The sequence below is a fragment of the Mariniblastus fucicola genome (genome assembly GCF_008087665.1).
Taxonomy (GTDB): domain Bacteria; phylum Planctomycetota; class Planctomycetia; order Pirellulales; family Pirellulaceae; genus Mariniblastus; species Mariniblastus fucicola.
This window is the reverse complement of the sequence record NZ_CP042912.1, coordinates 2,202,965-2,229,716: the sequence shown is the minus strand read 5'-3', so window position 1 is coordinate 2,229,716 and position 26,752 is coordinate 2,202,965. Positions and strand designations below refer to the sequence as shown.

Sequence of the window (26,752 nt, the reverse complement as noted above, 5' to 3'; positions counted from 1 at the left end):
TGGAGCGAGAAAGCGGCTCAATTCATCGAATCAGCCACGGAAGCAACCGACAATCGATCGATCATCGAACGCCGGTCGATGCAAACAAATATCAGCGATTCTTAGGCTACCGTTCGCGAAAACTGTCGGCGATCTTCTTCAACGTTGGCATGTTTTTCGTTTCACGGGACTGCATGGTCCAACAGTGCACCTGATGAAAATGGTTATTGCCATCGATCAGCGTAACCAGATAGACGATCGGGATTCCCTCAAGCTCCGTTGTCATTCGAATTCGCCTGCCGGATAATCCATTGACCGTCACGGGATCGGCCGCTCCAAGCTTGAAATTTGCATCCGCCATCCCTTCCACAATCAACTCGGAATAGTCATCGATTCCAAACTGCGCATCGGCGCCAAACATCTGAAGAAAATCTGACTTCGACTCGGTCAAAATCATCGCGTAGGTCTCAGCAAACAGATTTCCGTACTGCAGTGACGCGTCAACATTCCTGTCGGCCCCACGCAAATCGGTCCAGTTCGAAGGCAGCTCCAGCGAGGTCACCTGATCGTCGGCCACGGTTGTTTCCAGCGTGTCGCTATCAACCGCCAGTTGCATCACGAAGTAGACCAAACCTGCGATTGCGGCGACAAACAGCAGCCCAAATATACTGCCGATGATCAGAATAATCTTGAGAACAGACATCCCGGATTTGGGAGCAGGCGAGCCAAAGGCGTTGGAGTGCGGATTGTATTGAGTCATGCGTCCATAAATATCGGGAACTTGATCAGAATCGGTCCTCTGACGTTACCACGCCCGACAGCAAAACGCAAAATCCCGTTCAACTTCGCAGACCAAACTCAGCCAACGTCGACGTGATCCATATCGATCCGACTCCGCAACTCACCCAACAATCGCTCAATCGCAGTTTCCCTGTTTGAATCGTTTTCCACCACCAGATCTGCATAGATTTTCGATGGTGCGACGAACTGCCGGTACATCGGACCGACCGTTTTTTCATATTGGGCCAGCACAGATTCGCGAGTCCGGCCTCGCTGAGCGACATCCCGTTTGATGCGTCGTTCCAGACAAACCGATTCGGGCACATCGATATAAACGGCCAGATCCACGATCTCGCGAACGGCCTCGCGATGCAACAACAGAATCCCTTCCACGATCAATATCTGGCACGGACCGACTTCAACGGTGGCGTCACTGCGATCATGCGTCGTGTAATCGTATACCGGAACGCTGACGGACTTACCGGCCTTCAATTCTTGCAACTGTTCCACCAGTAACGATTCTTCGATCGCGTTCGGGTGGTCGTAGTTGGTCTGCTTTCGCTCCGACAGCGTCAGCCCATCCTGCTTCCGGTAGTACGCATCTTCGTTGAGTACAGAGACCGAGAACCAGGGCTGAAGTTCCTGTTCCAGTCGATGAGCCAACGATGATTTACCGGAACCTGATGCTCCGGCGATCGCGATCACGAACGTTTGCTTGTCCAAAGAAGTCCTGCCTGTCCCGTTGCTACAGCCTGATCGGCTTACAATCCGTTGAGTGAATTTTCCCGATTCAGCAACGCTTTTTGACGCGGCGTTGGAGCGACACCGATCTTCATGCACAAACGAAACTGGCTCGACTGATAACGATTTGGCTGTGGTACGCCATTCTTGATCAAAGCGTACTCGATGACTTGCTCGTGTCGATTCCAAAACATACCGGCAATGTCGGCAATGATCGGCCGCAGTTTTCCATAGCCCGACTTTAGCTCGACCGTGTCGCCGATTTCGTAGCCTTCCGAAGCGACTTCGTGCCACAACGTCGGCAGTCCGCGAAAGGCAACGTCTCCGTAAGAATACTCGACGTAGCCCATCCGTCCAAGGATCTCGTCGGAACAATCCTCTTTGCGGAAAATACGTTTTGACGGAATCAGAGTCCGGGCCACCTCCAGATCACCCGGATGGATCCAGTCTTCTCCATCTTCAGGCCAAAGACAGAAACCGTGTTTCGGCAACACGCTTAAACGATCTTCAAAACGCACATCGGCTTGTCGGTACGCCGACGCAGAAAGCTCCGCGGGCGATTCCCAGTCCAAACCGGGAATGTGCAGACGGTCGCCGCCGTTGCCAATCTCCTGAATTTCGTCGTCGCTCATCCGCGGCCTCAATGGTTGTCACGAGTTTTCAGTATAACTGACAACGCGGTGAGCGGTTCACGAGTTCGCAGCAAGTAAATCGGCGTACGCGACGGAAATCCGCTCCGCAGACTCCAACCCCAAACGTTGGGCCAGTTCGTTGGCAATCGTTAGCCCGTGTTCCTGAGAATCGTTGTCGCCCAAAACGACCTCGAGTTCGACAAACTCGCCCAACGATTCGACACGATCGAGATGAACGCGCGTTTGGCCGACCAGAAAAAGAGTCCGACGTTTGAACACGGTGACGCCCTGGCCAACCGTCATCGCGAGAGCGGCCTGCAACGAAGCAGGATCCTCAGTCCGATACGCGTACCATCGGCTTTCACGGATTGAGTCGGAATCGGAGCGATGATAGGCGATCAGTTCCGCTGATCCGTCGTCGAACTTACGCAGCTTCAAACGCCCGCTGTCGGCGTTAAAAAAAACGTCCTCCTGGACAAGCAGCTCGGGACCGCGGTCCGCAATTGCTGCGGCGTTCGATTCGATACGATCCAAATCGTCGACGCGAAATTTGATTTCGATATTGGTTGGCATAAGCCAGTTATACCAACACGGCCCGCCTTACAGAACTCGGGGCACGCACATCAAATCATTGGACGCCGGGGACGACGTCGGCCACGATGCAACCGACCAGTCTGGCACCGTCGTCGCGCATTTGGCTGACCGCTGATTCGGCAACCGCGTCGCAGCTTTGTGTTGCGCTGACAACCAGGAACGCGCCGTCGGACATTTCTGACCACAGCGAAGATGCCGAGCTGTGCGCGTCACCGACGCTCACGCACACGAACTGATACTCGCTGCGGATTTCAGCGATGGCCTCGCGCAGCTGCGACTTCGGCGTCCAACGCTTGTGCGGACAACTTCCGGCCGCCATAAAATCAAGTTTCGACGAACCGCTTTTTAAAACGGCGTCACGCCACGGATAGGCGATGTTCATGACTTCGCTCAGTCCGCCCTGAGCACTCATACCGCTGGCTTTGGTCAATCGACGTCCGTTAAAGTCAGAATCGACCAACAGCACGCGACCCAAGCCTCGGCTGGCCAACTCAGCCGCCACTCGTGCACAGGTTTCGTCAGAATGTAATGAAGCTTGCGAGCCGGCGATCATCACGATCGAACTCGACGCGACAGGGAATCGAGCAATGACTTCGTCAGCGATCTTCGCAATCGAGTCCTTGGTTTCCTGCGTTTGTGTCGCACGAGCCGCCGCAACAGCGTCATCGGTTTCGCCACGATGAGGCCCTTCGGTTCGCTCAATTTTCCCCTTGGGAGACGGCTTTCCCAAATCGAATGGTGCAGCAGACGGCGTCGGAGCAACTGGAGCTTTGGCAGGCGGTGCGAGTTCTTGCAGATCAAGGTTCAACACCTTTTCTGCTGAAACCAAAGTCGGTGTTGGCCGCTGCGTCGCTGTTTGGATCGCTTCTTGCGTTTGCGATTCAAGAGAAGCCGGAGCGTTGGCTTTCGCTTGAACTTTGGCTGCGACTTGTGCCGCCGCCATCTCAGTCACCGAATCGACCATCGACGCTGCTGGTCCGGCATGTCCGGTTTGCAGCTGATCGATCTGAGGGATCGTTGGCATGACAGTCGGCGCGGCCGCAACGTTGGCTGCTGCGTTGGCCGCAGGCTGCACTGGGTGTAGGTTCGGTAGGGGCGCAACAACTCGAGTCCGCGTACCCATCTGATATTCGGCCGAAGGCAACTGAGCCGTCGATTGAATTGATTGCTCAACGGCCGCAGTCGCAGTTTGTGCCGCTTGCGATTGCGGTGTCGCCGGAGTCGTCGGGCTCACATCCGCCACGTTCGGTATCGAGACGACGATACTTTCGTGAGTCGACGGTCGTTCCGAAACGCGGTTCGAACCGGTCGCGACTGATCGAAACGGCAAATCCTCGCTGGCGGTCGTTTCCGCTGCGACGTTGTTGCGAGAGTCACGAAGCCAGTACCGCCCGTTGCGGCTGGTGAGCTTTCTTAAATGTTCTGCGATGTCTTGTGTCATTTCGAAAGTCTCAACTATTTTGATTGCTTTGAACGTTTCGCAATTGGTCAAACAGCTTCTGATAGTCAACCCGCGCCGCCTCGCCCTGTGACGGTTCCTGCTTCGACCAAGCTGGAAGAGGAGTTGGCTCAGGAGGCTTGCCAGCTACGTTGAGCGGAGGTTGTTCCTTGTTCATATCCAGAATGTCCCGATCGTCCTGTCCGTCGACTGGGGTCTCCTGAACAAGCGACATCGGAATCGGTGGAGTGACCATCGAAACTTGCTCTTGAACTTCCTCCAGAATCCGACGTTCCGGCATGGTTGCATCGTCGTCAGCCATGTGAACTGGAATCTTTCCAGCGCCGGATGCTGGTGCCGCAGTTGACGGCACGGGCGTCGGTTCTGGCACAGATTGAGTCGGTGGAACCTGGGCATAGCCTTGGCCTTCCTGTGCCTGGCGAAGCGACTCTTTGATCTGACCGAGGTCCGGCATAACGACAGGAGGAGTCAACACGCGAGCCGGCTCTTCCGGAATTTCTCGTGCGGCGATCGAACGTTGAATAGTCGATTCGATCGCGTTGGTTTCTTCTTCAATCGCGACCGGTGCAGCAGGTGTTTCATGTGAAACTTCTGGCTCCTCAGTCGTCGATGCCGCTGCGAGCGAACGAATAATTTCTTCAGCCTGCCGGCGAATCTCCGGATCATCTGGACTCGGCGCCTGTTCGTGAAACTTCTCGGGTTCAGCTGCAACAGGTTGTTCAGCAACTGGTGTTTCCGCTGCCGGATCAGCAACCGACGGAATATTCGGTGCAACAGATTGTTGCGTCGATAAAGGCGCGGAGGACGCGGCAATTTCCGGAGTTGGAATCTGCGCCGTGGATACAGTTGGAGCAACGATCTGCGGGGGCTGAAACGCGATGGCATTTTCCTGAACGACCGGAACAGACTCGGCTTGCTGAGGCGATGCGGCTTCTGGCGAAACAGGCTTGACGGGATCCGGCAAAGAATTCACGGGCTCAATCGGCGCCGGTAAAGCGGCACCTGGCTCAAGCGGAGCCGAGTCGACCAGATAGGGCGTACCGTCGGCGACTGGCGGAACAACGTCCTGCTCGCCCGTCGGCTCCGGCATTCGTGTATCGGGCAAAAATTGAGGCGGAGGCATTAAAGGCACCGGCGCGGTGGGCGAAGTTGCCGGAGTTTCCATTTCTGGTGCAGCTTGCTGAATCGGCGGAACGGGTTCCGCGTCCGGATCAAGCGGGACAAAGCCGGAACCGACTGCGGCTTCGACAGGTTCGAGGTCCACGGAAGAGACTTTTGCGGCTTCCGGATGCCCCACAAACGTTTCTGAATCGTTCTCCATCAAAGCGGCCGGACGATTGAGCAGAAACTCTTCGCTGAGCGAATTCGGTCCGAGCTCGTCGTTGAGCTGACGCGTTTCTTCCGTTTCGCGTGGATCAAGTTGAGGCTTGATTGGTTCTCGAACAGGCTCCGGAGCTTGCATCGCGGTGTCGAAAGTCGGGAACGATTCCTCTTCGTTGTCGATCGCTGAATCAACCTCTGCCGCCGGAGCTTCATTGGTGACAAAGACGTCTTGTGGATTCAAGTTCTGCAACTGTTCGGTCGTCACGTCGAGTGACTTTTGATTCTGTTGTGCAACGAACGGAGAGTACGCATCGGTGAGCACTTCTTCGTTCTCAAAATCGTCGGTCGCGAATGGGTCTTCTGCTACGGGCTCCGGAATCACAGGCTCAGGAACGACGGACTCGACGGGAAGGGATTGAATTGGAGCAGGTTGAACAGGAGCAGACTGAACAGCGGAGGTTTCGACCGGAGATTCGTACGGCTCAACCGCAGGGGCTTCGTCAAACGAAGTCGAAGCTGGCATCGGCGACTCGGCCGGAACCGCAAAATTAGCCGCAGCTTGAACTTCTTCCGCAGACGAAAGTTCCGCTACGGGCTCAATGGACTCCGGAGCTGAAACTTCTGTTGATTCGTTTTGAGCGTCTCCCTGAGCCAAGCCAAATCCTGCCATCGCGGACGCCAAAATCGCCGCGCCACCAGCAGCGGTTGGCACATCGATTCCGGCATCGTCATTTGACTCCAGCGAAACTTCAGATGCATCGACTTGCACTGGAATGGACGGCGCGGCATCGTCAGCCGGTGTTTGCGAAAGCGATTGAACTTCGCCCATTGGCCCCACTGAAAAGCTTGGCCCTGGAATCGTTTCAGGTTGTGCAGGCAATTCAGCGACTGGCTCGACGGCTGGTGCTTCTACCGGAGCAGTTTCAACAATTGGCTCTTCGACGTTTGCAACGTCTTCAACCGACGTTGCAGGAACGCCGTCTTCGAACGAATCGGCATCAGAAAGCTCACCGAATTCGAGAACGGTCCAGCCTTCATTGTCTTCTGTTTCGATTGTCTTCTGCGCAAGGCCAGAATCGCTCATCGAAGCACCGGAACCTGCAGGTGCAACACTGCCAGGCAAATTCTGAATATCAAACCATGCTTCGCGAACCAGAGAATCGGTCACTGGGACGATTCCGCGTGTCGCAGAGAAAATCATGGCGTGATCGCAAACCTGATTGATGTATCGCGGCTTGCCTTCGGTGACTTCGTAGATCGCGCGATACGATTCGGGCGTGAACAGTTCATCCGGTTGACCACCGGCGCGTTCGAGATGAGCTCGAACGTAAGCTTCAACTTCGTCGCGGCTCAAGCAGCACAGGAAACAGCGTCCGGCAACGCGTTGATTGAAAGACACCAGTCGAGTGTCCGCCAAACGCTCCTCCAGAGCTTGCGTTCCGGCCACGACGAGTCGAACTCGAGGTTGTCCGTCGCGAATGAAATCGGTCAGCAGCTGCATCTCTTCGATCGTCTCGCGGCCGAGCTTTTGAGCATCGTCGACCATCAAGAGAATGCCACCGCTTTGATCGGCTTTGAGATACTCAATTAGATCCAGACGCATCTCGTTCTCGCCGAGTCCGCGGCAATTGAGCTGCAGCTGGTAGAGGATGTTTTGCAGCAAGTCTTCCCGACCACGAATCAACGAAGCGGAAATATTGACGACGCGATACTGTGATTTGAAATTGTCTTCCAACATCGCCAGCAGCAGCGTCTTTCCGGTTCCGTGATCACCAACCACGATGACCGGACCGGCGCCTCGTTCGACGATCATTTTGCACTGCTGGAGCGACTGATCGATCGCAGCGGCTGGAAAATAGTGCTTCACGTAATGCGTAGACGTGAACGGGCGAGATGTAAGGTTAAAGGCCTGTTCGTACATGACGACTTCCTGTCGTTTCTTTTGTTGGGAGCGTAGAGTTTGGGTCTAAATGCTTCGCGGACTCAGTTTCCTTTGAGCGTCCAGACGATCTCGGCGAAACCGTGAAACGGGCTTACCATGAAGGCATCCCGAATGTCGGCGTTCACCAGGCAGAAGCCAATCGTCAACATCAAGCTGCAAAACAGGATCCATTTGCAAACGTTGACCACCTGATTCGAACCAGGCACTTCTGCTTTCACGGGCTCAACAGGAATTCCTGGTCCCGTGATGTCTTCGAATTCGTTTCGTGATTCCAAAGTCGCGATCACTGGCAACTTCAGCTTCTTTCCGATTTGATCGACTGTCTCAAACCCACGTTGGGAAAACGGCTGGTAAGCCAGCGAGACAATAGTTGCGAAAACGGTGGAAGCCAACATCAAAAAAAGCAGCTCGCGAGTCGACGGGATGGCTCCGACAGGAACCGGTGCTCGACCGCGGACACTTGAAATCGTGAACGCTGGACGTGTTCTGGCAGCAGTCTCTGCAGCCGTGCACGCTTCAGCAGTAACATTCGCCAGATCGCTGATCGTGCTTCGCAATGAATCGAAATTGACCTGTAAACCTTCACCCGTCGCGACGCGATTCAAAGTGTGGCTGGCCATGTGAAACGGTCCGGAAGACTCTTCGCCGGCAGCATTGACTCGACGCTGCACATCGTCGATCTGCTGATCGATCGCAGCCAACTCCAGCATCACGCTTCCGCCCGACGACTCAATTCGCTGGCGTTGCAAAGCCAATTCACGAAGCCGGTTTTGCAAATCAGCCAAACTTTCGGTCGAGTCACCCAACAGCGGAACGTCCTGTTGCGACTGAACCATTTCATTCGCGGATTGTTGCAGATTGGATTGAATCTGACTGAGCAGTGCGTTGGCACGAGTCTCAATTTCTGCGTGTCGCTGTTGCAGCGATTCGATGTCCTCAACAGGCGCCAATTCAGTCGGAAGAATTCCGGCCAGAGGAGACGTCATAAAGTCCTTGGCGATGGTCGTGGCAAGAACGTTAACGAAGTAGTTTTCTTCTTCGGTCGCATAGCCCTCGAGTCCGACTCGAATGTTGACCAGATCGGGATCCATGTTCTTGTCGAACAGGCTAACGTTCAACCGTCGGTGGACTTTGTTCGCAATCTCCGAAACAGCGATGTCGCTGCCTTCGATCGCGATGCCATTGTGCTCAAGCGTTCGAGCGATCGATTCCGGAGAGGTGTGCCGTTTGACGACTTCTCCCAACAGCTTTTTGAATTCAGTTGCGGAGTCTTTTCTCGCAGTCAATTGCAAGGCGATTTCGCTTTCGCTGCGCCACGATTTCGTCGACATCGGCCAAATCAGGCTGAGGCAGAAAAACGTAGCGGCGGCGACCACGAGAAAGGCCATCTGCCTTCGACGTCGGCCAAGTTTTGACAACATTTTGGTTTGTGGGATTTCGCTCATCGAATTTTCTTGCGAATGAGACCTCGGGCGCACTCGACAAACAGAATGACACCATCGTCTTCACTCATCGACGCCTCCGATTGTCCCACTTGAGGAAACCTTGCGGATTATCCGGGCAGAGACAGGCTTTTACAGCGAAGTGCTAGCGGTCGTGGTCTTCGCGACCGAATCCGTCAGACTGCTCGTTGGCGTAGATCGACGGACGAGATTCCTGCTCGCTGTGAAACTTGGGCTTGCGAACAGCGTTCTTCATCGAGACAAGTGTCTCGAAACTGCCTTGCTGAACGACGTGCTGCGACTGGTTCACCAAGTGGCGCTGCCAGATGACTTTTCCGTTTCGTCGACCGGCGGGCGTTTTCTCAAGGCAAGTCGTTTCGACGAACACGGTGTCACCAAAGAACAGTGGCCTGACAAATTCCCAGTTCCGAACAGCCGTGAACGCGACCGTGTTGACGTTGGGGAAATAGCTACCGAGTCCGGCGACCCATGAAAGGCCCAGCAGCCCATGAGCAATCGGCTGGCGATACGGAGTCTTGGCGGCGTAATCGTAATCCACGTGCAGCGGATTGAAGTCACCGGTCATCGTCGCGAAGTTCACAACATCCGCTTCGGTGACGGTACGCCGAGGACTGGTCCAGCTCTGTCCGACAGCTATGTCTTCATAAAAGAGTGGCGAATCCATCCGTACTTCCGACGACATCCGTGTGAAATGCGGGAAGACGTGCCATAAAAGAAAAAAAAGTCGGGGTGAAAGGATTCGAACCTTCGACCCCCTGGTCCCAAACCAGGTGCGCTAGCCAGACTGCGCTACACCCCGAGCTTTTTTAGCTTGACGATTTCCCGTCAGAGGCCAAATCATAATGTCGTCTCACGATAGCCGCAAGACGTTTATTGACGTGAAAAAACGATAGTTGATCCGGCGTTTTTTGCGGCTCAATTACTGAGCACCGCCGTCGAGCAAAAGTTCGCGCAGACGCTCGAATTCGTCGTTGTCTTTGAACGAAATCACGATCTGACCACGGTTTTTAGCGCCTGTCTTGATCTTCACCGCTGTTCCCAACGCCATCCGAAGTTCGTGCTGCAACGCCTCGACTTGGCGATCGCGGCTTCTTCTGGCCCGCTCCGCGTTGGCCCGGCCGTGAACTTCTTCGTCAGCAATTTGTTCTGCAACCAGTTTCTCGATCGCCCGAACGCTTAACCCCTCACGCTCGATCCGGTCGCACCAGGCCTGCTGCATCTGAGCATCGCCCAGCGGAAGCAACGCCCGGGCATGACCAGCCGAAATCCGCCCGGTCTGGACAGAAGTCTGAATTTTGGTCGGCAATTCCAGCAATCGCATCAGGTTCGCAATCGTGGAACGGTCAATCTTCAACCGCTTTGCCAGATCCTCTTGCGTGCAACGGTGCTCATCGATGTAGCGGCGGAACGACAACGCTTTCTCGATCGCGTTCAGGTCCTTTCGCTGCAAGTTTTCGACGATCGCCAGCTCAGACACCAAGCGATCGTCTGCGTTTCGAATTCGAGCCGGGATCGTTTGCCAGTTGGCTTTTATTGCGGCCCGTAAACGACGCTCGCCACTAATAAGTTGATAACGGTCGTCAACAACCCTTACCAAAATCGGCTGCATCAGATCGTGTTCTTTGAGGCTCTCCGAAAGCGAAACGATTTCAGGTTCGCTGAACTCGCGGCGAGGCTGAAAGGGATTGTCTTCGATCTCGTAGACGCTCAAGTGCACGACGTCACTGGTCAAACTGTTTTCCGGAACGGAGTCAATTTGAGGCTGCGGCGTTCGCGACCGATCCGCCGCGACAACGTCTGTCTGAGCGTTTGTTGCCCCTGACATTTCCGGCTGAGCACCATCCGGGATGCCGTCGTGGTTCCGATCGATGAAGTTGTTTCCCGGATCCATCACAGCAATCGTGGCGCTATGATCAGGCTCGGTCGAGTTCAGCAATGCTTCGAGCCCGCGTCCAAGTCGTTTCTTTCTAGTCACGTTCCAGTATCTCCATACAGAGTTCAGTGTAAGCTCGGCTCCCACGACATCGCGGTGCATAGTCCAACACACTCAGACCATGGCTGGGTGCTTCGGCGACATGCACGTCGCGTGGGATGACGGTATCGAAAACGACTTCGCCAAAAAATTGTCTCAGGTCAGCATCCACTTCAGCGGTCAGCTCGAGGGACTCGTCGTACATGGTCAGCACGATGCCTCCGAACGTCAGCTCGCCGGGACGTTCAAGCATGACTTCTTTGATGACACCAATCATTTGAGTCAGGCCTTCCATCGCGAAGTACTCACATTGGATTGGCAGCACGACTTCATTCGAGGCCGCAAGCGCGGCTCGGGTCAGAGTTCCCAAAGAAGGAGGACAGTCGATCAGTACGTAGTCGTAGATCAGGGCTCCGCTGCGAAGATGTTCCACGACGATCTCTGTCGCCGTCTGGTCGGAGTTAGCCAGCGTATCGGCGTCACGAAATGAGCCGCTACCAGGAAGCACGTCCAGTCCTTCGACATCGGTTGCTAGCACACTGTGGCGAATGGGCGTGTTGGTGATCAACGGATGCTGTTTGGCTGGTTCGAGGCCCAAGCCCGACGTGGCGTTACATTGCGGGTCCATGTCGACGAGCAAGACCGAGTGCCCGGCGGTGGCAAGACCTGACGCCAAGTTGATGGAGGTCGTCGTTTTCCCGACTCCACCTTTCTGATTGGCGATACACAGTGTCCTGCTCACGATCTTCCCTGTCGCTAGCACATGATTCGACCCTTTCGGGTTCGGTTGTTTTGCGAATGAGAAAATAACCGAAACGTCGAAACGCTCAAACGGGAATATGTGCGTAATAGCATTTCGCGACGACGGGTTTTGCGAATCTAAATTCCAACCGTTGTGCATGAAGCCCAACGCGGCGACGGGAGAAGCCGTGGAAACGACTACGGAAACTCGCGGCGAGTTGCATTTTCAGAAGCGACAACGAACGAGTTTTGCGTCGCCTCCTTTTCGATAATCGACCGCACAGCAATCGTTTACTTGCGAGCCTTATTGTTAATCCTGAATGGCACGACACGATTCGAATTGTCGAACTCCACCGTATGTTCCACGGGAAACTGACGGCCAGCGGAACTCTGACAACTCTCTCGCCGAATGCTCTGAGGTCGGTCCGAGCCAACGGTCAGACACTTGGGACAACCGGTCTGAATCGGATACTTCAGGATCGCAATCGAACTCGAATCATGACCTCACGGACAACGCTTCGGCAACCTTTCCAGCCGTGCCGATCGGTTGGCGAAGAGATTGCTGCAAACCGTAAATGACATTTGGATCCCCCATCAAACTGAACCTGTTTCACGTGGAACTCGTAGGCGTCCTAATCATCCAACGGGTTAATCACCAGTCCGCTCAACAGCTTCGGAAAGAAGTAAGTACTCTTCGCCGGCATCCGTAATCCCTGCTCGGAAATCTGCTTCACGTCCTCCACGCTCGCGGGCATGACCAACGCGACCAGTTCGAAAGCGGCCCCGGTTCCTGTTTGCCCAGTCGCATCGCGTCCCGCCGAATCACCGTTTTTGATTCCATCCAACACTTCGTCGATAGCATGGACGTACTTGGGAGCCGGCAGATCTTTCTCGCCGATCAACTCCTCAACCAGCAACCGATGTAGCAACGAAACTCCCAGCCCGCGCCAACGATCGCTTTGATCAGGTGCCAGTTTTTCCATCATCGCCAGCCCATCAACCGAGAGCCTCGCTAGCAGCCACGTGTCGTCGGCGGCGCAATACAGCCCCAACGTTGTCTGTTGATCCTCGATCTGAATCGATTGCCAAACGTCCTCGCAAAGTTCGGCTCCGGTGCCCACCACTTCGACATCAAACGCACGGTCGATCTTTTCGGTTAGCTCCGTCGAGGTCATTGCTTTCAACCCACGGAACAGCCGATGAGTTGGCAGCACGGCGAGCCCTGGGTCGTGCATGCTGATGAACATCATCATGGCATAGTCCGCTGAACCTGATTCGCCAGCCCGGCGTGATTCGTCGCGGATCCGACAAGACGTCTCATAGCGATGATGGCCATCAGCAATGTAAACGGGCAGTCCTCCCAGAACCGTCGCGGCACTTGAGATCGCATCCACATCGGTGACTTTCCACATCCGATGTTCGACTCCATCATCCGTCGCGACCAACGGAGTCCGGTCTTCGATCGCGGATTCCAGAATCTCCTGAGCTCGATTTTCAGCGTCAGGATAGATTCCAAAAATGGGACTGAGATTCGCTCGGCAGTGACTCATCAGTTGATAGCGATCTTCTTTCGCTTTCGAGTGAGTTTGCTCATGCGGATAGATCGTGCCTTCCCCAAATGGCTCGAGCTTGACGCGAGCCAGGAAGCCTCGTCGCTCGTACTGCCGGCCTTCGAATTCGAAGCACTGGTGGTAGACGTAGACCGATGCGACGGGATCAGGCCGCAAGATTCTGTCGCGACACCAGGCCTTGAGTTCGTTGGCCGCCAAGCCGTAGACAGACTCTCCTTCGCGGAGGTCTTCATCGCCGGGAAGGATCAGCCGGACGATGTTGTGCGGATTCCGAGCTTCGAGCGAAGATCGCTGTTCGACTGAGATGACGTCGTAGGGCGGCGCGACGACGTCGGAAAGTGAACCTACTTTGGAGAGGTCGTATCGGAGTCCTCGAAAGGCTTGGATGTCTGCCATAAAAATTCCCAATATCTGGCGACCCGATTTTGGGTTGCCGGTTGCCGTGCGTTGCGATCAGTTCGCGAAAGCGAGGCATTGTGATAAGAAATTTGCTAGCAGTCCATTGCCAATGGTCACCGATGGGGTGTTCCACCGCGACTGTACGTGTGATGAGAGGCGAGAGTTCGGTATTGTCCGTTAAAACCCGCACAAATGCGCCTCAATTGGGCGAATCCGAAGTTGATTGATTGAAGTTGGGAATTTCAACGTGTAAACTAACGCATCCCATCGGTGACCGCGGCGAGTCTCGATGCATTTCGGTGGCAATTTTGGATTCAAGGGTCGTCCATGGATCACAATTCAAGTTGGAGCTTTAGCCTTGGAAGATGGGTCGGAGTTCCCGTTCGAGTGCACATGCTTCTGCTGCTGTTTCTGGCAGTAATATTTTGCGTCGACTTTAATTCGCCGACATCGGCCGGTAATGCGATTCTGTCAACGGCGATGGTGACCGCGGCGGTTCTGATCGGCAGCATCATCGTCCACGAACTGGCTCACGTTTTCGCCATTCACAATCTCGGCGGATCGGTGTCTTCGGTTCTGTTCATGCCCTGGGGCGGAAATTCTACTTTCCAGTATCCCGAGCAAAAGTCTGCAAAGCTGATCGCGATTCTTGCGGGTCCGTTTGTCAATTTCGCGATTTTCATGTTCGGGACGATCCTGCTTCTGCAGTCAACAGAGGTCTCGTTCAAGGAGATCATCCACCCGTTCCGACCACACATTTTCCTGACCAGTGACGTTCCGACGTCGCTGATTTTGATTGGAACCTGGATCAATTTTCAGCTGTTGCTCGCGAACTTGATTCCGTGCTTTCCGTTTGACGGAGCGAATGCTCTGCGAACCGTTTTTGCGTTCTTTTACGACAAAGTACCGCAATATCGGATTGAGTCCGCGATTCGAGTCAGCGGTACTGCGGTCGCGTTCACGCTGATTGGTTTCGCATGGGTTCTGCGTGGCTATCAGACAGGTCCGATCGAGCCGATCTGGTTTGTGTTGCTCGTTGGAGGCATCTCGCTTTATTTTGCAGCAGGATATGCGTTCGATGTTGAAACTTGCGACATTTCTGAGGAGTGGGATGAGTCCCATACGGCGTTGGGATTGTCGGATGCGTTTTCTGATACACCGTCGTTTTTCATGTTCGGCGACACCGAGGATCCTGAGTATTCGAAGTGGTTGGTTGAGAAACAGGAAGCCCGCATTCGCGACGAAATGCAGCACGAGCAGCAGGAAATCGAACTGGCGGATGAGGTGCTGGAGAAATTGCACCAGTCCGGAATCGAGAGTCTGACTTCGGATGAGAAAATGCTGCTTCAGCGAGTCAGTGAGCGTTTGCGACGTAAACGCAAGCTTGATGTAATCGACTGATCCGGATTTTTTGCTCGAAACTTCTATTGGAGCGAAGCCCAAACGTCTGATAAAAACTTTCGGAGCAATGCGCAAACACGGAAGTATCGGCCATGGAATTGGATATTGAGCAACTGACGCACTACGCGAATCTTGGATTAACCTGGATTGGCTTTGGTGTTGTTGTCGGCCTCGCAGCAAAAGCAGTCATGCCAGGCAGAGACCCCGGCGGTACGATCGCCACCGTCATGATGGGGATCGCAGGAACGCTGATCGGTTGCGCTTTTCTTCAATGGACCCAAGGGCCAACAGCCGAAGCCGTCAAACCGGTTAGCCTGCTTGGGTTTTCGGTTGGCTCGGCCGGAGCGTTGGTGTTGTTGTTCATGTACAAAGTTCTCGGCGGCTATTGGTTCGTCGAAGGGGAACAGGTTACGTTGAGAAACCGACGACGCAGACGACGTTACCGCCAAGTCTACGACGATTAGTTCGGACCCATTTCATATTGGCGGCTGCAATCCGCGAAAGTGAAAAGCCGCGAACGTGAAAAGCCGTGGACTGTTGAACTGCCAGGCTTGGATGGCTTGGGCGAGCAGAACGGAGATTGGGTTTTGGAGTGACTTGAAGTCCAAGTGGATCGAGCGATTCGACTCACGGAAACCGAAGCTTCAGAACTTCCTTCTCCCAGCCGGCCTGGAATGCTTTCAGGTCATTCGTTCCGAGAATTTCTTTCAACGTATCGATGCCGCTCTGGTCGTTCGCTGCATTTTCTGAAAAACGACGATAGAATTCGCGCAACTTTCCTTGCTGTTGCAACCAGTAGCAAAGATATCTCGCCTGAGCGTAATTGGTCGAGGCGCCGTCGTAGAACTCTCGATCCGTTGTCGACATCATGTTCTCGAACGAACCCAGCAAGCCGTCGTGAATCGCTAGTTGCAAACCGCGCAATCGCCAATTGGTCAGCCCGACGATCTTGCCATTCTGCTCAGAACTTTGCTCGTACAACGACGCCAACCCTTCATTGAACCATGACGGACAAGCTTCGAAATTTGCCGCCATGAACGGATGTACGATCTCATGAACTAGCGTGCCACCGCCGGTGCTGATGTTCATGACCAGAGCTTTGTCTGATGGCGAATAGTATCCGTAAGGAGTCGTTGGCTTGGAACCGAACAAGCGTTCCGCGTTTCGATAGTAGCTTTCGCTATCTTTGAACAACCAGATGTTGATGATGTGATCGGGATCCTGTTCGAAATAGGATTCCTTGATCTGCTTCACGGCCCAGCGAATCGTACCTGTCGCCCATTTTTCGACTTCGGCTTGCGGCTGGTCGCCAATCACCACAAACGGTTTTTCGACCACGACAGAAAACTCATTGCCATACGTCTTTCGCAACCCATCAGCGTGTGCTTCGAAATCGAGACTCGGTTGGACAACCCGGTTGATGGGCACCAAATTCGTCGCGGGCGATGGCTCTTGCCGGCATTCCGGATTGTGGCTGGCAGAGAAATCCGAATCCGTTGGTGAATCGGATATCGTTGGTGAATCGGAAACCGAAACAGAGGGGCTTTGCCGCAAAGATGGGCGGAAGTAGCAGACCGCGGCGATTGAGAAGAACAGGAAGCTTAGCAACAGTAAGACATCAATGCTTTTCATCGCAACTCCCGAACTCCAGACAGAAACTTTCTATCTGAAAGACGGATGAAGCAGTCGCAAAGTTCCCGCAAAATACCGATTCCGCCCCAATCGCCCAACGTTTACGGGCTCATGCGAACAGGCCAACAGCTTTCGATCATGGTCGGGCAGAATTATCGGCTGCCGCGACTACCGCTGAACTTTTTGCGCTTCTTCGACTTTGATAATCGGATGCTGCTTGAACTTCGGGGACGGAGTGCTTTTTGGCTGAATAATCGGCTGCGGTTTCGTCGGCGCCTTCGGAGTGCCAACAGAGGGAGATGGTCGGGAAGCGCGCTCGGAAACCGGACGTCGTTTCATGTGAATCGAACGTGAGCCATATCGCTGGAAATGATTGAACAAGACTTCGGCCTGGCGAGCGGTGAGCAACCCACACTCCACTGCCAGACTCCTGATCGACTCGCCGCTTTGCTCCTGCATCTTCGACAGATGGTTCGCATCAGATCGTTCCAGCAACCCCTTCTGCGTTGCGTAGTCAATGAACTTTTCCTCGTCTTGCTCAACGGCATCGAGAACGCGGCTGACCTGTTTCATGGTCATATAGTTCTGCGCGATCGAAAGCGATGCCAGAGAACGAGTGGACTCCTGCTGAATTTTAACCAAACCGCAAAACTGCTCTGGAGTGACGATTCTTTGTTCAACCAGGTAGATGCCAAATTTCAAACTCATTGGTCAGTCCGGAAAAGTAGGAGGGGTCAGAAACAAGCGACCGTACTGAAGTATCGACCAATCGTGCTCGGCGCTGAATCTGCCCGGATGCTGCCGTCAAGACGCCTATAGTCGGGTCCACGATAAGCATTCACACCATTGGATTATTCGAAACACCGATCCTTCAATTGCTACAGCCCGAGGTCGAGACCTTTTAGCTGGCATGGTTTTGACGGTTGCTCCGATCGTGCCGGGGATTTGTCGGAGTTAAAGTTTTCTCGTCCGGAAAACATCACGATTTGGGCGCCCCTGAACAATTCAGATCGTACTTTTGCTGGCGGCGCGTTGTGAGAAACGCCATCGCATACACACATCAATTTCGATGAGATTGCAAATGAAACACGTCAGAAAACAAAACTTTGTCGACTCAACCGTCCAAGGCGCATTGCTGCGACGGATCGTACTGCATTGGTTCCTCTACTTCGTAGTCGCCGGCCTCGCGATCGTGATGCTCCAGGCGATGCTTAGCGGACCTGACGGCCAGCCACTGTCCAAGCGAGTGATGCAGGAGGTGGGCGAGTTCACACTGGTCGGGCTGATACTAATCTGTATCTTCCCCGCGTTCCTGCTCGACACGGTTCGATTCAGTAATCGATTCGTTGGACCTGTCGGACGTCTGCGAAAGTATCTTCGTCAGCTTGGTCAGGACGGAAACACCGATCGGCTTTCGTTCCGTGGCGGTGACTTTTGGGCTGAGATGGCTGAAGAATTCAATGTTGTGGCTGAGCGAATGGACGACAAGGATCGCGAAATTGAGCGTCTGAAGACTGCTCTCAAGCAATCTGGTGCCACGTCGCGATCCTAGCCTAACAGCTAAATCGCGCATTCCACTGCCCGTCATCCCGATGGATGATCCTCTCCAGGAAACACCATGTTCCACCGACCACCAAACATTAAAACAAAACGAGCATCACGCCGCGGCGCTGCCGTGGTTGAGTTCGCAGTTTGCCTGCCACTGATTGTGCTGATTGTATTCGGCGGAATCGAAGCAGCAAACATGTTGTTCCTTCGACAGACGTTGGTTCAGGCAGCTTACGAAGGCATCAAGACTGGCGTTAAAGTTGACGGCACCGCAGTTCAAGCTCAGGCATCTGCTCAGGCTGTTTGCGACGGACGCAATCTCCAGAACGTTACGATCTCGCTTTCGCCGTCGAATCTGGCAGCCGTCTCTCGCGGAGATATTATCGAAATCACGGTCTCCGCACCTGGCGACGATAACAGTATTTTTCCATTCGGACCTTTTGCTGGAAAAGACGTTACTGCTTCGGCAGTGATGGTCAAAGAATAGTTACCAACCACCATTGGACCAGTTGAATGAAGAACGCCTTGAACACTAACGCCACGGATCGCCGAGGTGCGATGCTGCCGATGCTTGCCGTCGTGATGATCATTTTGATGATCGTCGTTTCGCTGGGAGTCGACATTGCCCGAATGCATTTGACGCGTAGCGAGTTGCGTACTGCAAACGATGCCGCGGCACGTGCTGCGGTCGAATCCATCGGTCGCAGTCAAAACGAAACCACGGCGAGAAATGCAGCAATCGCGGTCGCAGCACGAAACTCCGTTGCTGGAAAAGGCCTGACACTTCGAAGCGACCAGATCAAAGTTGGGCATGCAACCAAGTTGTCATCCGGCAGATACGAGTTCCAGGAGGGGGGATCATACCTGACCAGCGCACGTGTTGTCGGCAGCCGTTCATCAACTTCACCGGACGGTTCTGTCGGGCTTCTTTTCGGTCCACTATTTGGAGTCGATGAGTTCTGCTCAGATTCTGCGGCAGCGGCAACTCAATCGCAGCGAGACATCGCTCTGGTACTGGACGTGTCGGGATCGATGGCTTCCGAAGGTCGATTCGAAGCTCTTGCTGACGCGTTGGAAAGCTTCCTGAGCGTTCTGAACACGACTCCGCAAAGCGAATACGTTTCGTTGTCCGTGTACGAGACGACGGCCAGAAAGTCTCAAGTTTTGACGTCAAACCTGACCTCCATCAATGACGCGTTCGATGATGAAGCACCTAATGGTGCGACGGCTATTGGGCTTGGTATGTCGGAAGGACTCAACTCGGTTCTGTACGATTCGAATGCTCGACCTTTCGCACTCAAGACGATCGTCGTTATGACGGACGGAAACCACAACACGGACATTGATCCGGAAACGATTGCCCAGCAGTGTGCTGACAAGAACGTTTCGGTCTATACGATTACTTTCAAGGATGGTGCTGACGAAGCAAGGATGGAACAGGTAGCGCAGATCGCTGGTGGACTTCATGTTCACGCGACCAGCAACGCAGAGTTGGAAGAAGCGTTTGAATCCATTGCTCGCCAACTTGGAGTCATGTTGATCGAGTGAAATCGATCCAGAAAGTACCACGATGATTCTGAACAAATTGAAAACCCGAAATCGATCAGAAAGAACCGGAGCGTTGACCGTTGAGTTTGCGTTGGTTCTGCCACTGCTGTTGCTGTGCCTGTTCGCGTTCTACGAGATTTCTCGAGCGAGCATGATCAAACATGCGACTGAGGCGTCAGCTTATGAAGGCGCTCGAAAAGGCATCGTTCCTGGAGCCACTGAGCAGGAAATTCGAGACCAGGTCGAGTTTGTGTTGAGCTCGGTTGGCGTCGAAAACTTCACGATCAACGTGGAACAGAATCATCCTTCTGGTTCAACATTGAAAGTCAAAGTCACGGTCAACGTTCCGTTTACGGAAACGACGACGGGAGGGCTTTTGTTCGGAGCCAACCGTTCGTTCACGGCGGTGACAGAACTGGGGCAGGAAACGCTTTAGCTTTCGTGGCCCGCGATCCGCAAACTGAATAAAACAAAAAAGCCGCTGGGTTACATCAACCCAGCGGCTTTCAGTTTTCAATATCGCATCGCGATCAGACTGGAGCAAGTTTCAAAACTGATCACCTGGTAGTGGCTGCGGCGTCTCGCCGCAGTATTTTTGGTATTAACTGCGGCGGGACGCCGCAGCCACAAGGTTTCGAAACTGCCTCTAGTAGCGGTAGTGCTCAGCCTTGTATGGACCTTCGACTGGCACGCCGATGTAGTCCGCTTGCTCTTGCGTCAACGTCGTCAGCTTGACGCCGATCTTGTCGAGGTGCAAACGAGCAACTTCTTCGTCCAAACGCTTTGGCAACATGTAGACTTTGACTTCGTACTTGTCGTTGTCGCGGTTTTCCCAAAGCTCAAGCTGAGCCAACACCTGGTTGGTGAAAGACGTGCTCATCACGAAGCTTGGATGACCCGTTGCACAACCAAGATTGACCAAACGGCCTTTGGCCAGAATGATCACGCTGTTGCCAGAGTCAGCGAACGTGTAACGCTCAACTGCACCGATGTCAGCAGGTTTGATTTCGGACTTGGTAACTTTGCCGGCTTCGACTTGCGACTCAAGCCAGGCAACGTCGATTTCAGTATCGAAGTGACCGATATTGCAAAGGATTGCATCGTTTGGCATTTGAGCAATGTGCTCGCCAAGGATGATGTCCTTGTTACCAGTCGTTGTGACGTAGAGGTTACCTTCTTTGGAAGCTTCTTCCATCGTAGTAACTTCGTAGCCTTCCATCGCGGCCTGAAGCGCGTTGATTGGATCGATCTCAGTCACGATCACGCGGCAACCGTAGCTGCGAAGGCTGTGAGCACAACCTTTACCAACGTCGCCGTAACCACAAACAACTGCGACCTTACCGGCCAGCATGACGTCTGTCGCACGCTTTACGCCGTCAGCAAGTGATTCGCGGCAACCGTAGAGGTTGTCGAACTTACTTTTTGTGGCGCTGTCGTTGATGTTGATCGCTGGAACTTTAAGAGTCGCAGCTTTAACCATCGCGTCGAGGCGATGAACTCCAGCCGTTGTCTCTTCACTGATTCCGTGAACGTTCGAAAGCATCTCTGGAAACTTTTCGTGAACCATGGCAGTGAGGTCACCACCATCGTCAAGAATCATGTTCAGCGGCTCTCCCGATGGGAAGAATAACGTTTGCTCGATGCACCACTCGAACTCTTCGTCTGTTTCGCCCTTCCAGGCGTAAACAGGAATTCCAGCCGCAGCAATCGCAGCCGCTGCGTGATCCTGAGTCGAGAAGATGTTACAGCTGGACCAGGTTACTTCGGCACCAAGCTCAACGAGTGTTTCGATCAGAACAGCAGTCTGGATCGTCATATGAAGACAGCCAGCGATGCGAGCTCCAGCAAGAGGCTTGCTCTCGCCGTACTTCTCACGAAGGGCCATCAATCCTGGCATTTCGTTTTCGGCCAGCTGGATTTCTTTGCGACCGAATTCTGCCAGTGAAATGTCTTTGACTTTATAAGGTAGTCGTTCAACCTGCTTATCTACACTTGCCACGAGTCTCTCCTCTTTTTGGCGTTTATGTCGCGACTGCGACGAAATCATCAAAAGCCGGATTTGCGGACTCGCAACGGACGGCACGTTCGGTTTTTTAACCGGCAACCAGTCTAGTCAACAACCGGGGTTTTTGGCAATGGTTAAAGAAGCGTTATCTTGAGCAAGCATCGCTCAGGATTCGTCCTTTTGCAGCACCGAAAACGCAAGCTGTTCCAGCTCTCGTGCCAGATCGACTTCCACCAGTCCGATGTTCTTTGGCAATGCCAGCGTCACCGGCGCGAAGTTCAAAATGCCTGTTATTCCCGCGTCAACGATGGCTTCGACGGCTGACTCGGCGGCTTCCGATGGAACCGCCAGGATCGCGACGCGGACGCCTTTTTCCCGGACGATCTCGGACAACCGGGATAGTCGATCGATTTGGATGCCTTCGATCGTGTTCCCAACAAGCGACTCGTCAACATCAACGGCGGCGACGACTTCGAATCCCTGCGTCGAAAAGCCGCGGTATCCCAACAGAGCCTGGCCGAGATTTCCGCAGCCCACAAGCACGACCGGCCAAGTCCGATCGGTGCCAAGAATAGAACGTATCTCTGCAACGAGCTCTTCGCACTTGTATCCAATTCCGGGATAGCCAAATTGCCCAAAGTACGCGATGTCTTTGCGAATCTGTGACGCGGTGAAGCCCAGCCTGCGCCCCAGTTTTGTCGAACTGATGGTGGGTATGCCTTCCCGGATCAGCTGCTGCAACTCGCGCAAGTACAGACTCAGACGTGAAACGACTGCCTTGGGAATTTTCGAATCGATCGGAGGCTTGTTGCTCAAAACGCGTAACCAGTGAATCTGCCAGCCCATCCATTATATATCGGCAGACGCGTTGGGTGCATCCGGCGTTCGCGCATCCGGATAAATAGCTTTTGCATCACCGCGCTATTGGTCCCCGTAAAGCCACCACGACAGGATGTCTGCTGCCCGATCGAAAAGAGACGGCCCGCCGCGAGGCCCAGTGCTGCGAACTTTCCAATCCAGACCGTCGACGTCGTCCTCGATCTCGTTGAACTCAAGATCGTCGACCAGCCCGGAAGGTTGAGTCGGAAACAGGTCTTCAAGAATGAACGCGGCATCTTTGGTGATGAAGAAATCGAAACCGTTGTTCGTGAGTTCATCATTGTATAGCCGCATCGAGAGCTTTCGACCTTTGCCAAACGGAAAGCTGTACTTCCCGTCGACATCGGTCTTGGTCTTTTCCTGATTCAGGACGCCAAATCGAGTCACCCAGCTGTAGATGACCGGCTGACCGACCATCGGTTTTCCTTTGACGTCAAAGACCGTTCCGGAAATCGTGATCGCTCCGGCTTCAACCATTTTCACCGTGACCTCTGGCCCCTTCCCTTCCAAATCAACGTCGACCGGATTGAAGTAAGGCACCTCGCCATCGGACTCCAGCATTTTCGTATCTCCATTGGCGACGGCTCGACTGCGGCAGGCTTGCAACGCGAGCAACGTGCACTTCCCAAGATGCGGCGGCAGTCGAAAGTTTCCGTCTGCGTCAGTCTTGGCGGACGAGACGTGTTCGGCACTGTCTTCGCCGCTTCGTTCGTCGCCTTCAATGATCCCAATCACGATCCCTGCTGCTGGACTTCCGTCAAGCCGCTTGGCCGTGCCGACGACCGAGACTCCACGCTTCAGCCGCAGCTTTCCCAAATCAAATTTCGGGATCCGTTCACCGTCATCAAGTTCGGAGGCTGTGACGTGATGTTTAGATTTCGAGCACGCAAAATTCTGGGCACCGATCGACAGAACCAGCTTGCTGTCCGCCGGAACGACACAATCGAACTTGCCTTCGGCATCACAATTCAAATACCGATAGAAAAGGTGGCCATCCGGCAGCCTTGCCTGAATGTTGATCACCGGACCGTCGAGGTCGACGCCGCCTTCTGGATCGGCAAGTTGCCCGACGACGCGAACTCCAGTGCTGATCGCAAGCGATTCAAGATCAACTGTTTGCTGCCAAAGTTTGTCGTCGAAAAAGCGAAACTGTTTGATGTAGTGAACTTTTGAATGGACCGCCACGTCCAAATACAGCTCCCAGTTTTCTGGAGGTGAATCTTGGACCTCAAACTCGAATTCACCGTTGTCGTCAGCCGTCACGTTGACTGCAAACATTTTGATCCAGTCGTTACCGGAATCCGACATCGCGGTCATCGAAAGGAAGACACTCGCTCCGGCCACCTCCGCGCCGTCCTGATCGACGATTTTTCCCTTGATCAGTGCAGGAGGCTGTTTTTCGGCCGGCTCGTCTGGCGGATTCTCAGTCTGGGCAATCAGCAGACTGCCGAACAAAACGTGAACCAAAAAACAGACCAGCCCAAACCGATTCATGCTATTTTCCGAAAGCGTAAAGTGCCTTGAATGTCCGCACAAAAATCTTGCCGCCGGCGATGGCTGGCGAAGCTGTAGTTTCTTCGCCTAGCTGGATCGAAGAGATCTCTTCGAGCGTTTCATCAGCTTTCACGAGGAACACTTTTCCGTCTCGACTGGTGATGACCAGTTTGCCATCCACCGCGACGGGTGTCGAACGTTGCTTGTCGGCCATGTAGCGTTTCTCTACCAGTTTCTTGCCGGTTTCCGCGTCCAAACAGGCGAGGGCTCCGTTTTCTCGAGCAAGAAAAACGCGTCCTTTGTAGTAAACCGGAGACGCGACATCAGGCGTGATCCGATCGCTACGCCAAGCCACTGAGTCGTAATTCAATGCTCCGGTCGCGCCGGAATCAACAGCCAAAACAGGTCCGCGCTTTGCCGTCGGGATGATGACTTTTCCGTCGCGGCAAGTCGCAGAAGCCACGAACCGAAGGTAAGGATTGTAGCCGTCGCCTTTTGGATTCATTCCGCCAAGCCGCCAAGCCTCGGATCCGTCTTCAAGCGAATGGCCTGTTGTGAAGTCAGCGCCGTGGATGATCAGTTGAGCCTTGTCGCCGGAGTAGTCGATCGACGGCGACGCGTAGACATGTTTGTTCTCTGCCGTCGCACTCGTTTTGCGGAGGTGCAACCAGTTCTCTTCGCCGGTCGATTTGTTCAACGAAACAATCTTGCCGACCGAAGTCGACGTGTCGTTTCGCATCTTGCCGTGCATCAAGCCAAAGATCAATTGATCGCCGTGCATCACCGGCGTGGTCGACATTCCGAACTGAATCTGAAACGCTCCATAGTCATCCTGCAGATTCTTCTCCCAAACGGGCTGGCCGTCGACGGTGAAACAGTTGACTTGTCCGTTGCCAAACATCGACCAAACATGTTTGCCATCGGTGATCGGAGAACTGCTGGCGGCGTTGGCGCCGTCTCGCGAGTCACGATTCCTGCCGGCAACTTCTCGCCGCCAGACCTCGGTTCCTGTCGAAGCATTGAAGCAAAGCACAACCAGTTTGTCGCCATCGACAGAGGTCACGAACACACGATCGCCGGCAACGACGGGACTGGAACCAGCGGAACCAGGAAGCTCGGATCGCCAAAGTTTTGTTTCGTCATCCAGTTTGTCGACGACGGTTTCGCCTTCGGCAACGGAATCCAGTTTTGGGCCACGCCACTGAGTCCAATCCTGCTGGGCTACGGCAATGTTGGCGACCAAAAGGCATCCTAGAAACGCGACGGTGATAGAGGTTCGTTTTTGCGTTGGCATTGGTTTGGTTGTTTTAGGGTTTGGCAATTGGGTTTCAGTTTAAGTTGAATCGAGTTTTCTAAACTGCGTGGAAGCCGACGTGAAATTAGTGAACCAACTGGTAGCGGTTGTTAGTACTTGGGCCATCCTTCCAGCTCCATCTTTTTAACGACGTTGGCCGAATGTTCATTGTAGTGTCGTTCCATCTGAGCAAGCAACTTTCGAGGCGTCCAAAATCGACTACCTTTGGCTTTCTTGTCCAAATCCATTCCGTCGAGAAGGTACGCAAATCGGCGAGTGAAATCTTCGACCCGTTTCATCTGACGTGCTTCTTCTTCGCCCGTCCAGTCCTCGTGAGCGAACTTGTAGTCCTTGGGCATCTGCTTCGGGTTCAGATCCATGACCGGAATCGACGGGTCAACGGCGTTGTAGATTTGGGAGAAGAACAGCAACTCGCGGCCCATCATGTGTTCGGTGTTCCAGCGTGGCGTGTGAGTCCCGTTGGCTGGTTTGAAATTCATCTGTTCGACAGAGAGTTTGGCGAACATTTCGCGAGACGCTTTTTGCGAGGCTTCTTTTTTGGCGAACAGGTCGGCAAGTTCGTCTGACATTTCATAGGGCGTCGTTTCAAGCGAAACGATACGCGTCGGCTTGCCCAAGCCGGCTGAATCCAGAACAGCCAAAGTATTATGCGAAACAGCCAAGACATCCTGCTCGCCAACTTTCTTGATCTCGGAATTTACGACAAGGATTTCTGGTTTGCACGCATCGATAATTCTTCGGCAGTGCTCGGAAGTGAATCTCGAGTCATTCGCGACCACAACGTTTAGCTCGTGATCCTTGAGTTCGAAGTCGCCACTTCCTAAACCATGGCTTCGAGCAAGCTCCAGCCTCTTGCACGTCTTTTCCGGATCCAACTCATTCAGAAACCAGACAGATGCATTACCTGTGCGAAGAGATGGCCACCCAACGTGTGCAGAAAGATTTTCATGGTCGACAAGACCTCCGTTCGCTTTAAGGAATACACGAACAGCATTCTTGGGAAAGTCATGATCGGTCAAGGGCGACGTTTTCACTTCCGACTCGTTAGGAGGTCTATTTACTAACCACATGGAATATGGCTCAGCAGTCGAGGAATCGAAATCCAGTTTGCGAGGAAGCTTCGTCTTCGCATCATCGGAAAGCCCAAACCCAACACTCAGCCCCCACATCGTCTCAACTGTAAATCCGCCGCCGGGCCAATGGCGGATTGCAATCGGCTGGCCTTCTTCCGCGTGAGCCACGCAGTGAAGCAAACAAAACATCAAAGCAGCGGCGACTGAAGATCGAAAATTCATACTCTGTCCTGTGTTGGATCGGAACGTTAAATCGATTGT

At 53.8% G+C, this 26,752-nt stretch carries 24 protein-coding genes and 1 tRNA gene; 6 read left to right on the top strand and 19 right to left on the bottom strand.

What is annotated here, in order from left to right:
- Positions 1-106: 106 nt before the first annotated feature.
- The 12 genes from MFFC18_RS08170 to MFFC18_RS08120 form a co-directional block, all read right to left on the bottom strand.
- Positions 107-739, bottom strand: a complete 633-nt coding sequence (locus MFFC18_RS08170; protein WP_075085524.1) for a hypothetical protein — start codon at positions 737-739, stop codon at positions 107-109.
- A gap of 98 nt (positions 740-837) precedes the next feature.
- Positions 838-1,482, bottom strand: a complete 645-nt coding sequence (gene udk, locus MFFC18_RS24870) for a uridine kinase (RefSeq protein WP_075085523.1) — start codon at positions 1,480-1,482, stop codon at positions 838-840.
- Between the two features lie 38 nt (positions 1,483-1,520).
- Positions 1,521-2,132: a hypothetical protein gene (locus MFFC18_RS24865; RefSeq protein WP_075085522.1), complete on the bottom strand. Its 612-nt coding sequence runs from the start codon at positions 2,130-2,132 to the stop codon at positions 1,521-1,523.
- A 57-nt stretch (positions 2,133-2,189) separates the two neighbouring features.
- Positions 2,190-2,705 carry a class IV adenylate cyclase gene (locus MFFC18_RS08160; RefSeq protein ID WP_075085521.1) on the bottom strand — a complete coding sequence of 172 codons (516 nt, stop codon included), beginning with the start codon at positions 2,703-2,705 and terminating at the stop codon, positions 2,190-2,192.
- Between the two features lie 55 nt (positions 2,706-2,760).
- A complete protein-coding gene (locus MFFC18_RS08155) occupies positions 2,761-4,167 on the bottom strand; it encodes a tyrosine-protein kinase family protein (RefSeq protein WP_075085520.1) in 1,407 nt (468 codons plus the stop codon).
- A 10-nt stretch (positions 4,168-4,177) separates the two neighbouring features.
- A complete protein-coding gene (locus MFFC18_RS08150; protein WP_084417282.1) occupies positions 4,178-7,429 on the bottom strand; it encodes an ExeA family protein in 3,252 nt (1,083 codons plus the stop codon).
- Positions 7,430-7,491: 62 nt separating this feature from the next.
- Complete coding sequence (locus tag MFFC18_RS08145) at positions 7,492-8,895, bottom strand: hypothetical protein (RefSeq protein ID WP_075085518.1); 1,404 nt, start codon at positions 8,893-8,895, stop codon at positions 7,492-7,494.
- A gap of 142 nt (positions 8,896-9,037) precedes the next feature.
- Positions 9,038-9,577, bottom strand: coding sequence for a MaoC/PaaZ C-terminal domain-containing protein (locus MFFC18_RS08140; protein WP_075085517.1), 540 nt, complete (start codon positions 9,575-9,577; stop codon positions 9,038-9,040).
- 60 nt (positions 9,578-9,637) lie between these two features.
- A tRNA-Pro gene (locus tag MFFC18_RS08135) sits at positions 9,638-9,712 on the bottom strand.
- A gap of 120 nt (positions 9,713-9,832) precedes the next feature.
- On the bottom strand, positions 9,833-10,888 hold the full coding sequence (locus MFFC18_RS08130; RefSeq protein WP_238381302.1) for a ParB/RepB/Spo0J family partition protein: 1,056 nt from the start codon (positions 10,886-10,888) through the stop codon (positions 9,833-9,835).
- Positions 10,881-11,627 carry a ParA family protein gene (locus MFFC18_RS08125; RefSeq protein WP_075085646.1) on the bottom strand — a complete coding sequence of 249 codons (747 nt, stop codon included), beginning with the start codon at positions 11,625-11,627 and terminating at the stop codon, positions 10,881-10,883. Before MFFC18_RS08125 ends, MFFC18_RS08130 begins: the two co-directional genes overlap by 8 nt.
- A 631-nt stretch (positions 11,628-12,258) precedes the next feature.
- Complete coding sequence (locus MFFC18_RS08120; protein ID WP_075085514.1) at positions 12,259-13,593, bottom strand: DUF1015 domain-containing protein; 1,335 nt, start codon at positions 13,591-13,593, stop codon at positions 12,259-12,261.
- A gap of 330 nt (positions 13,594-13,923) precedes the next feature.
- Here MFFC18_RS08120 and MFFC18_RS08115 point away from each other — a divergent pair, with 330 nt between their 5' ends.
- Both MFFC18_RS08115 and MFFC18_RS08110 read left to right on the top strand, forming a co-directional pair.
- A complete protein-coding gene (locus MFFC18_RS08115; protein WP_075085513.1) occupies positions 13,924-14,997 on the top strand; it encodes a site-2 protease family protein in 1,074 nt (357 codons plus the stop codon).
- Between the two features lie 92 nt (positions 14,998-15,089).
- Positions 15,090-15,461 carry a GlsB/YeaQ/YmgE family stress response membrane protein gene (locus MFFC18_RS08110; protein ID WP_075085512.1) on the top strand — a complete coding sequence of 124 codons (372 nt, stop codon included), beginning with the start codon at positions 15,090-15,092 and terminating at the stop codon, positions 15,459-15,461.
- Between the two features lie 163 nt (positions 15,462-15,624).
- Here the strand turns inward: MFFC18_RS08110 and MFFC18_RS08105 are convergent, their stop codons facing one another.
- Positions 15,625-16,629 carry a DUF1570 domain-containing protein gene (locus MFFC18_RS08105; protein ID WP_148618707.1) on the bottom strand — a complete coding sequence of 335 codons (1,005 nt, stop codon included), beginning with the start codon at positions 16,627-16,629 and terminating at the stop codon, positions 15,625-15,627.
- A gap of 168 nt (positions 16,630-16,797) precedes the next feature.
- Positions 16,798-17,337 (bottom strand): hypothetical protein, encoded by a 540-nt coding sequence (locus MFFC18_RS08100; RefSeq protein WP_075085510.1) that lies wholly within the window; start codon positions 17,335-17,337, stop codon positions 16,798-16,800.
- 373 nt (positions 17,338-17,710) lie between these two features.
- Here MFFC18_RS08100 and MFFC18_RS08095 point away from each other — a divergent pair, with 373 nt between their 5' ends.
- From MFFC18_RS08095 to MFFC18_RS08080, 4 genes are all read left to right on the top strand, one after another.
- On the top strand, positions 17,711-18,181 hold the full coding sequence (locus MFFC18_RS08095) for a hypothetical protein (RefSeq protein ID WP_075085509.1): 471 nt from the start codon (positions 17,711-17,713) through the stop codon (positions 18,179-18,181).
- Between the two features lie 66 nt (positions 18,182-18,247).
- Positions 18,248-18,664, top strand: a complete 417-nt coding sequence (locus tag MFFC18_RS08090; RefSeq protein WP_075085508.1) for a TadE/TadG family type IV pilus assembly protein — start codon at positions 18,248-18,250, stop codon at positions 18,662-18,664.
- A 26-nt stretch (positions 18,665-18,690) separates the two neighbouring features.
- Positions 18,691-19,725, top strand: a complete 1,035-nt coding sequence (locus MFFC18_RS08085; RefSeq protein WP_075085507.1) for a vWA domain-containing protein — start codon at positions 18,691-18,693, stop codon at positions 19,723-19,725.
- 22 nt (positions 19,726-19,747) lie between these two features.
- On the top strand, positions 19,748-20,161 hold the full coding sequence (locus MFFC18_RS08080; protein ID WP_075085506.1) for a TadE/TadG family type IV pilus assembly protein: 414 nt from the start codon (positions 19,748-19,750) through the stop codon (positions 20,159-20,161).
- A 210-nt stretch (positions 20,162-20,371) separates the two neighbouring features.
- Here the strand turns inward: MFFC18_RS08080 and ahcY are convergent, their stop codons facing one another.
- The 5 genes from ahcY to MFFC18_RS08055 all read right to left on the bottom strand — a co-directional run bounded on the left by ahcY (position 20,372) and on the right by MFFC18_RS08055 (position 26,713).
- Positions 20,372-21,724, bottom strand: a complete 1,353-nt coding sequence (ahcY, locus tag MFFC18_RS08075) for an adenosylhomocysteinase (protein ID WP_075085645.1) — start codon at positions 21,722-21,724, stop codon at positions 20,372-20,374.
- Positions 21,725-21,895: 171 nt separating this feature from the next.
- Positions 21,896-22,576 (bottom strand): redox-sensing transcriptional repressor Rex, encoded by a 681-nt coding sequence (locus MFFC18_RS08070; RefSeq protein ID WP_084417279.1) that lies wholly within the window; start codon positions 22,574-22,576, stop codon positions 21,896-21,898.
- 75 nt (positions 22,577-22,651) lie between these two features.
- Positions 22,652-24,103 (bottom strand): hypothetical protein, encoded by a 1,452-nt coding sequence (locus MFFC18_RS08065; protein WP_075085505.1) that lies wholly within the window; start codon positions 24,101-24,103, stop codon positions 22,652-22,654.
- A gap of 1 nt (position 24,104) precedes the next feature.
- The gene (locus tag MFFC18_RS08060; protein ID WP_075085504.1) at positions 24,105-25,397 is read right to left on the bottom strand and encodes an outer membrane protein assembly factor BamB family protein; all 1,293 of its coding nucleotides are present in this window, start codon (positions 25,395-25,397) and stop codon (positions 24,105-24,107) included.
- Between the two features lie 110 nt (positions 25,398-25,507).
- Positions 25,508-26,713 carry a DinB family protein gene (locus tag MFFC18_RS08055; RefSeq protein ID WP_075085503.1) on the bottom strand — a complete coding sequence of 402 codons (1,206 nt, stop codon included), beginning with the start codon at positions 26,711-26,713 and terminating at the stop codon, positions 25,508-25,510.
- Positions 26,714-26,752: the final 39 nt, after the last annotated feature.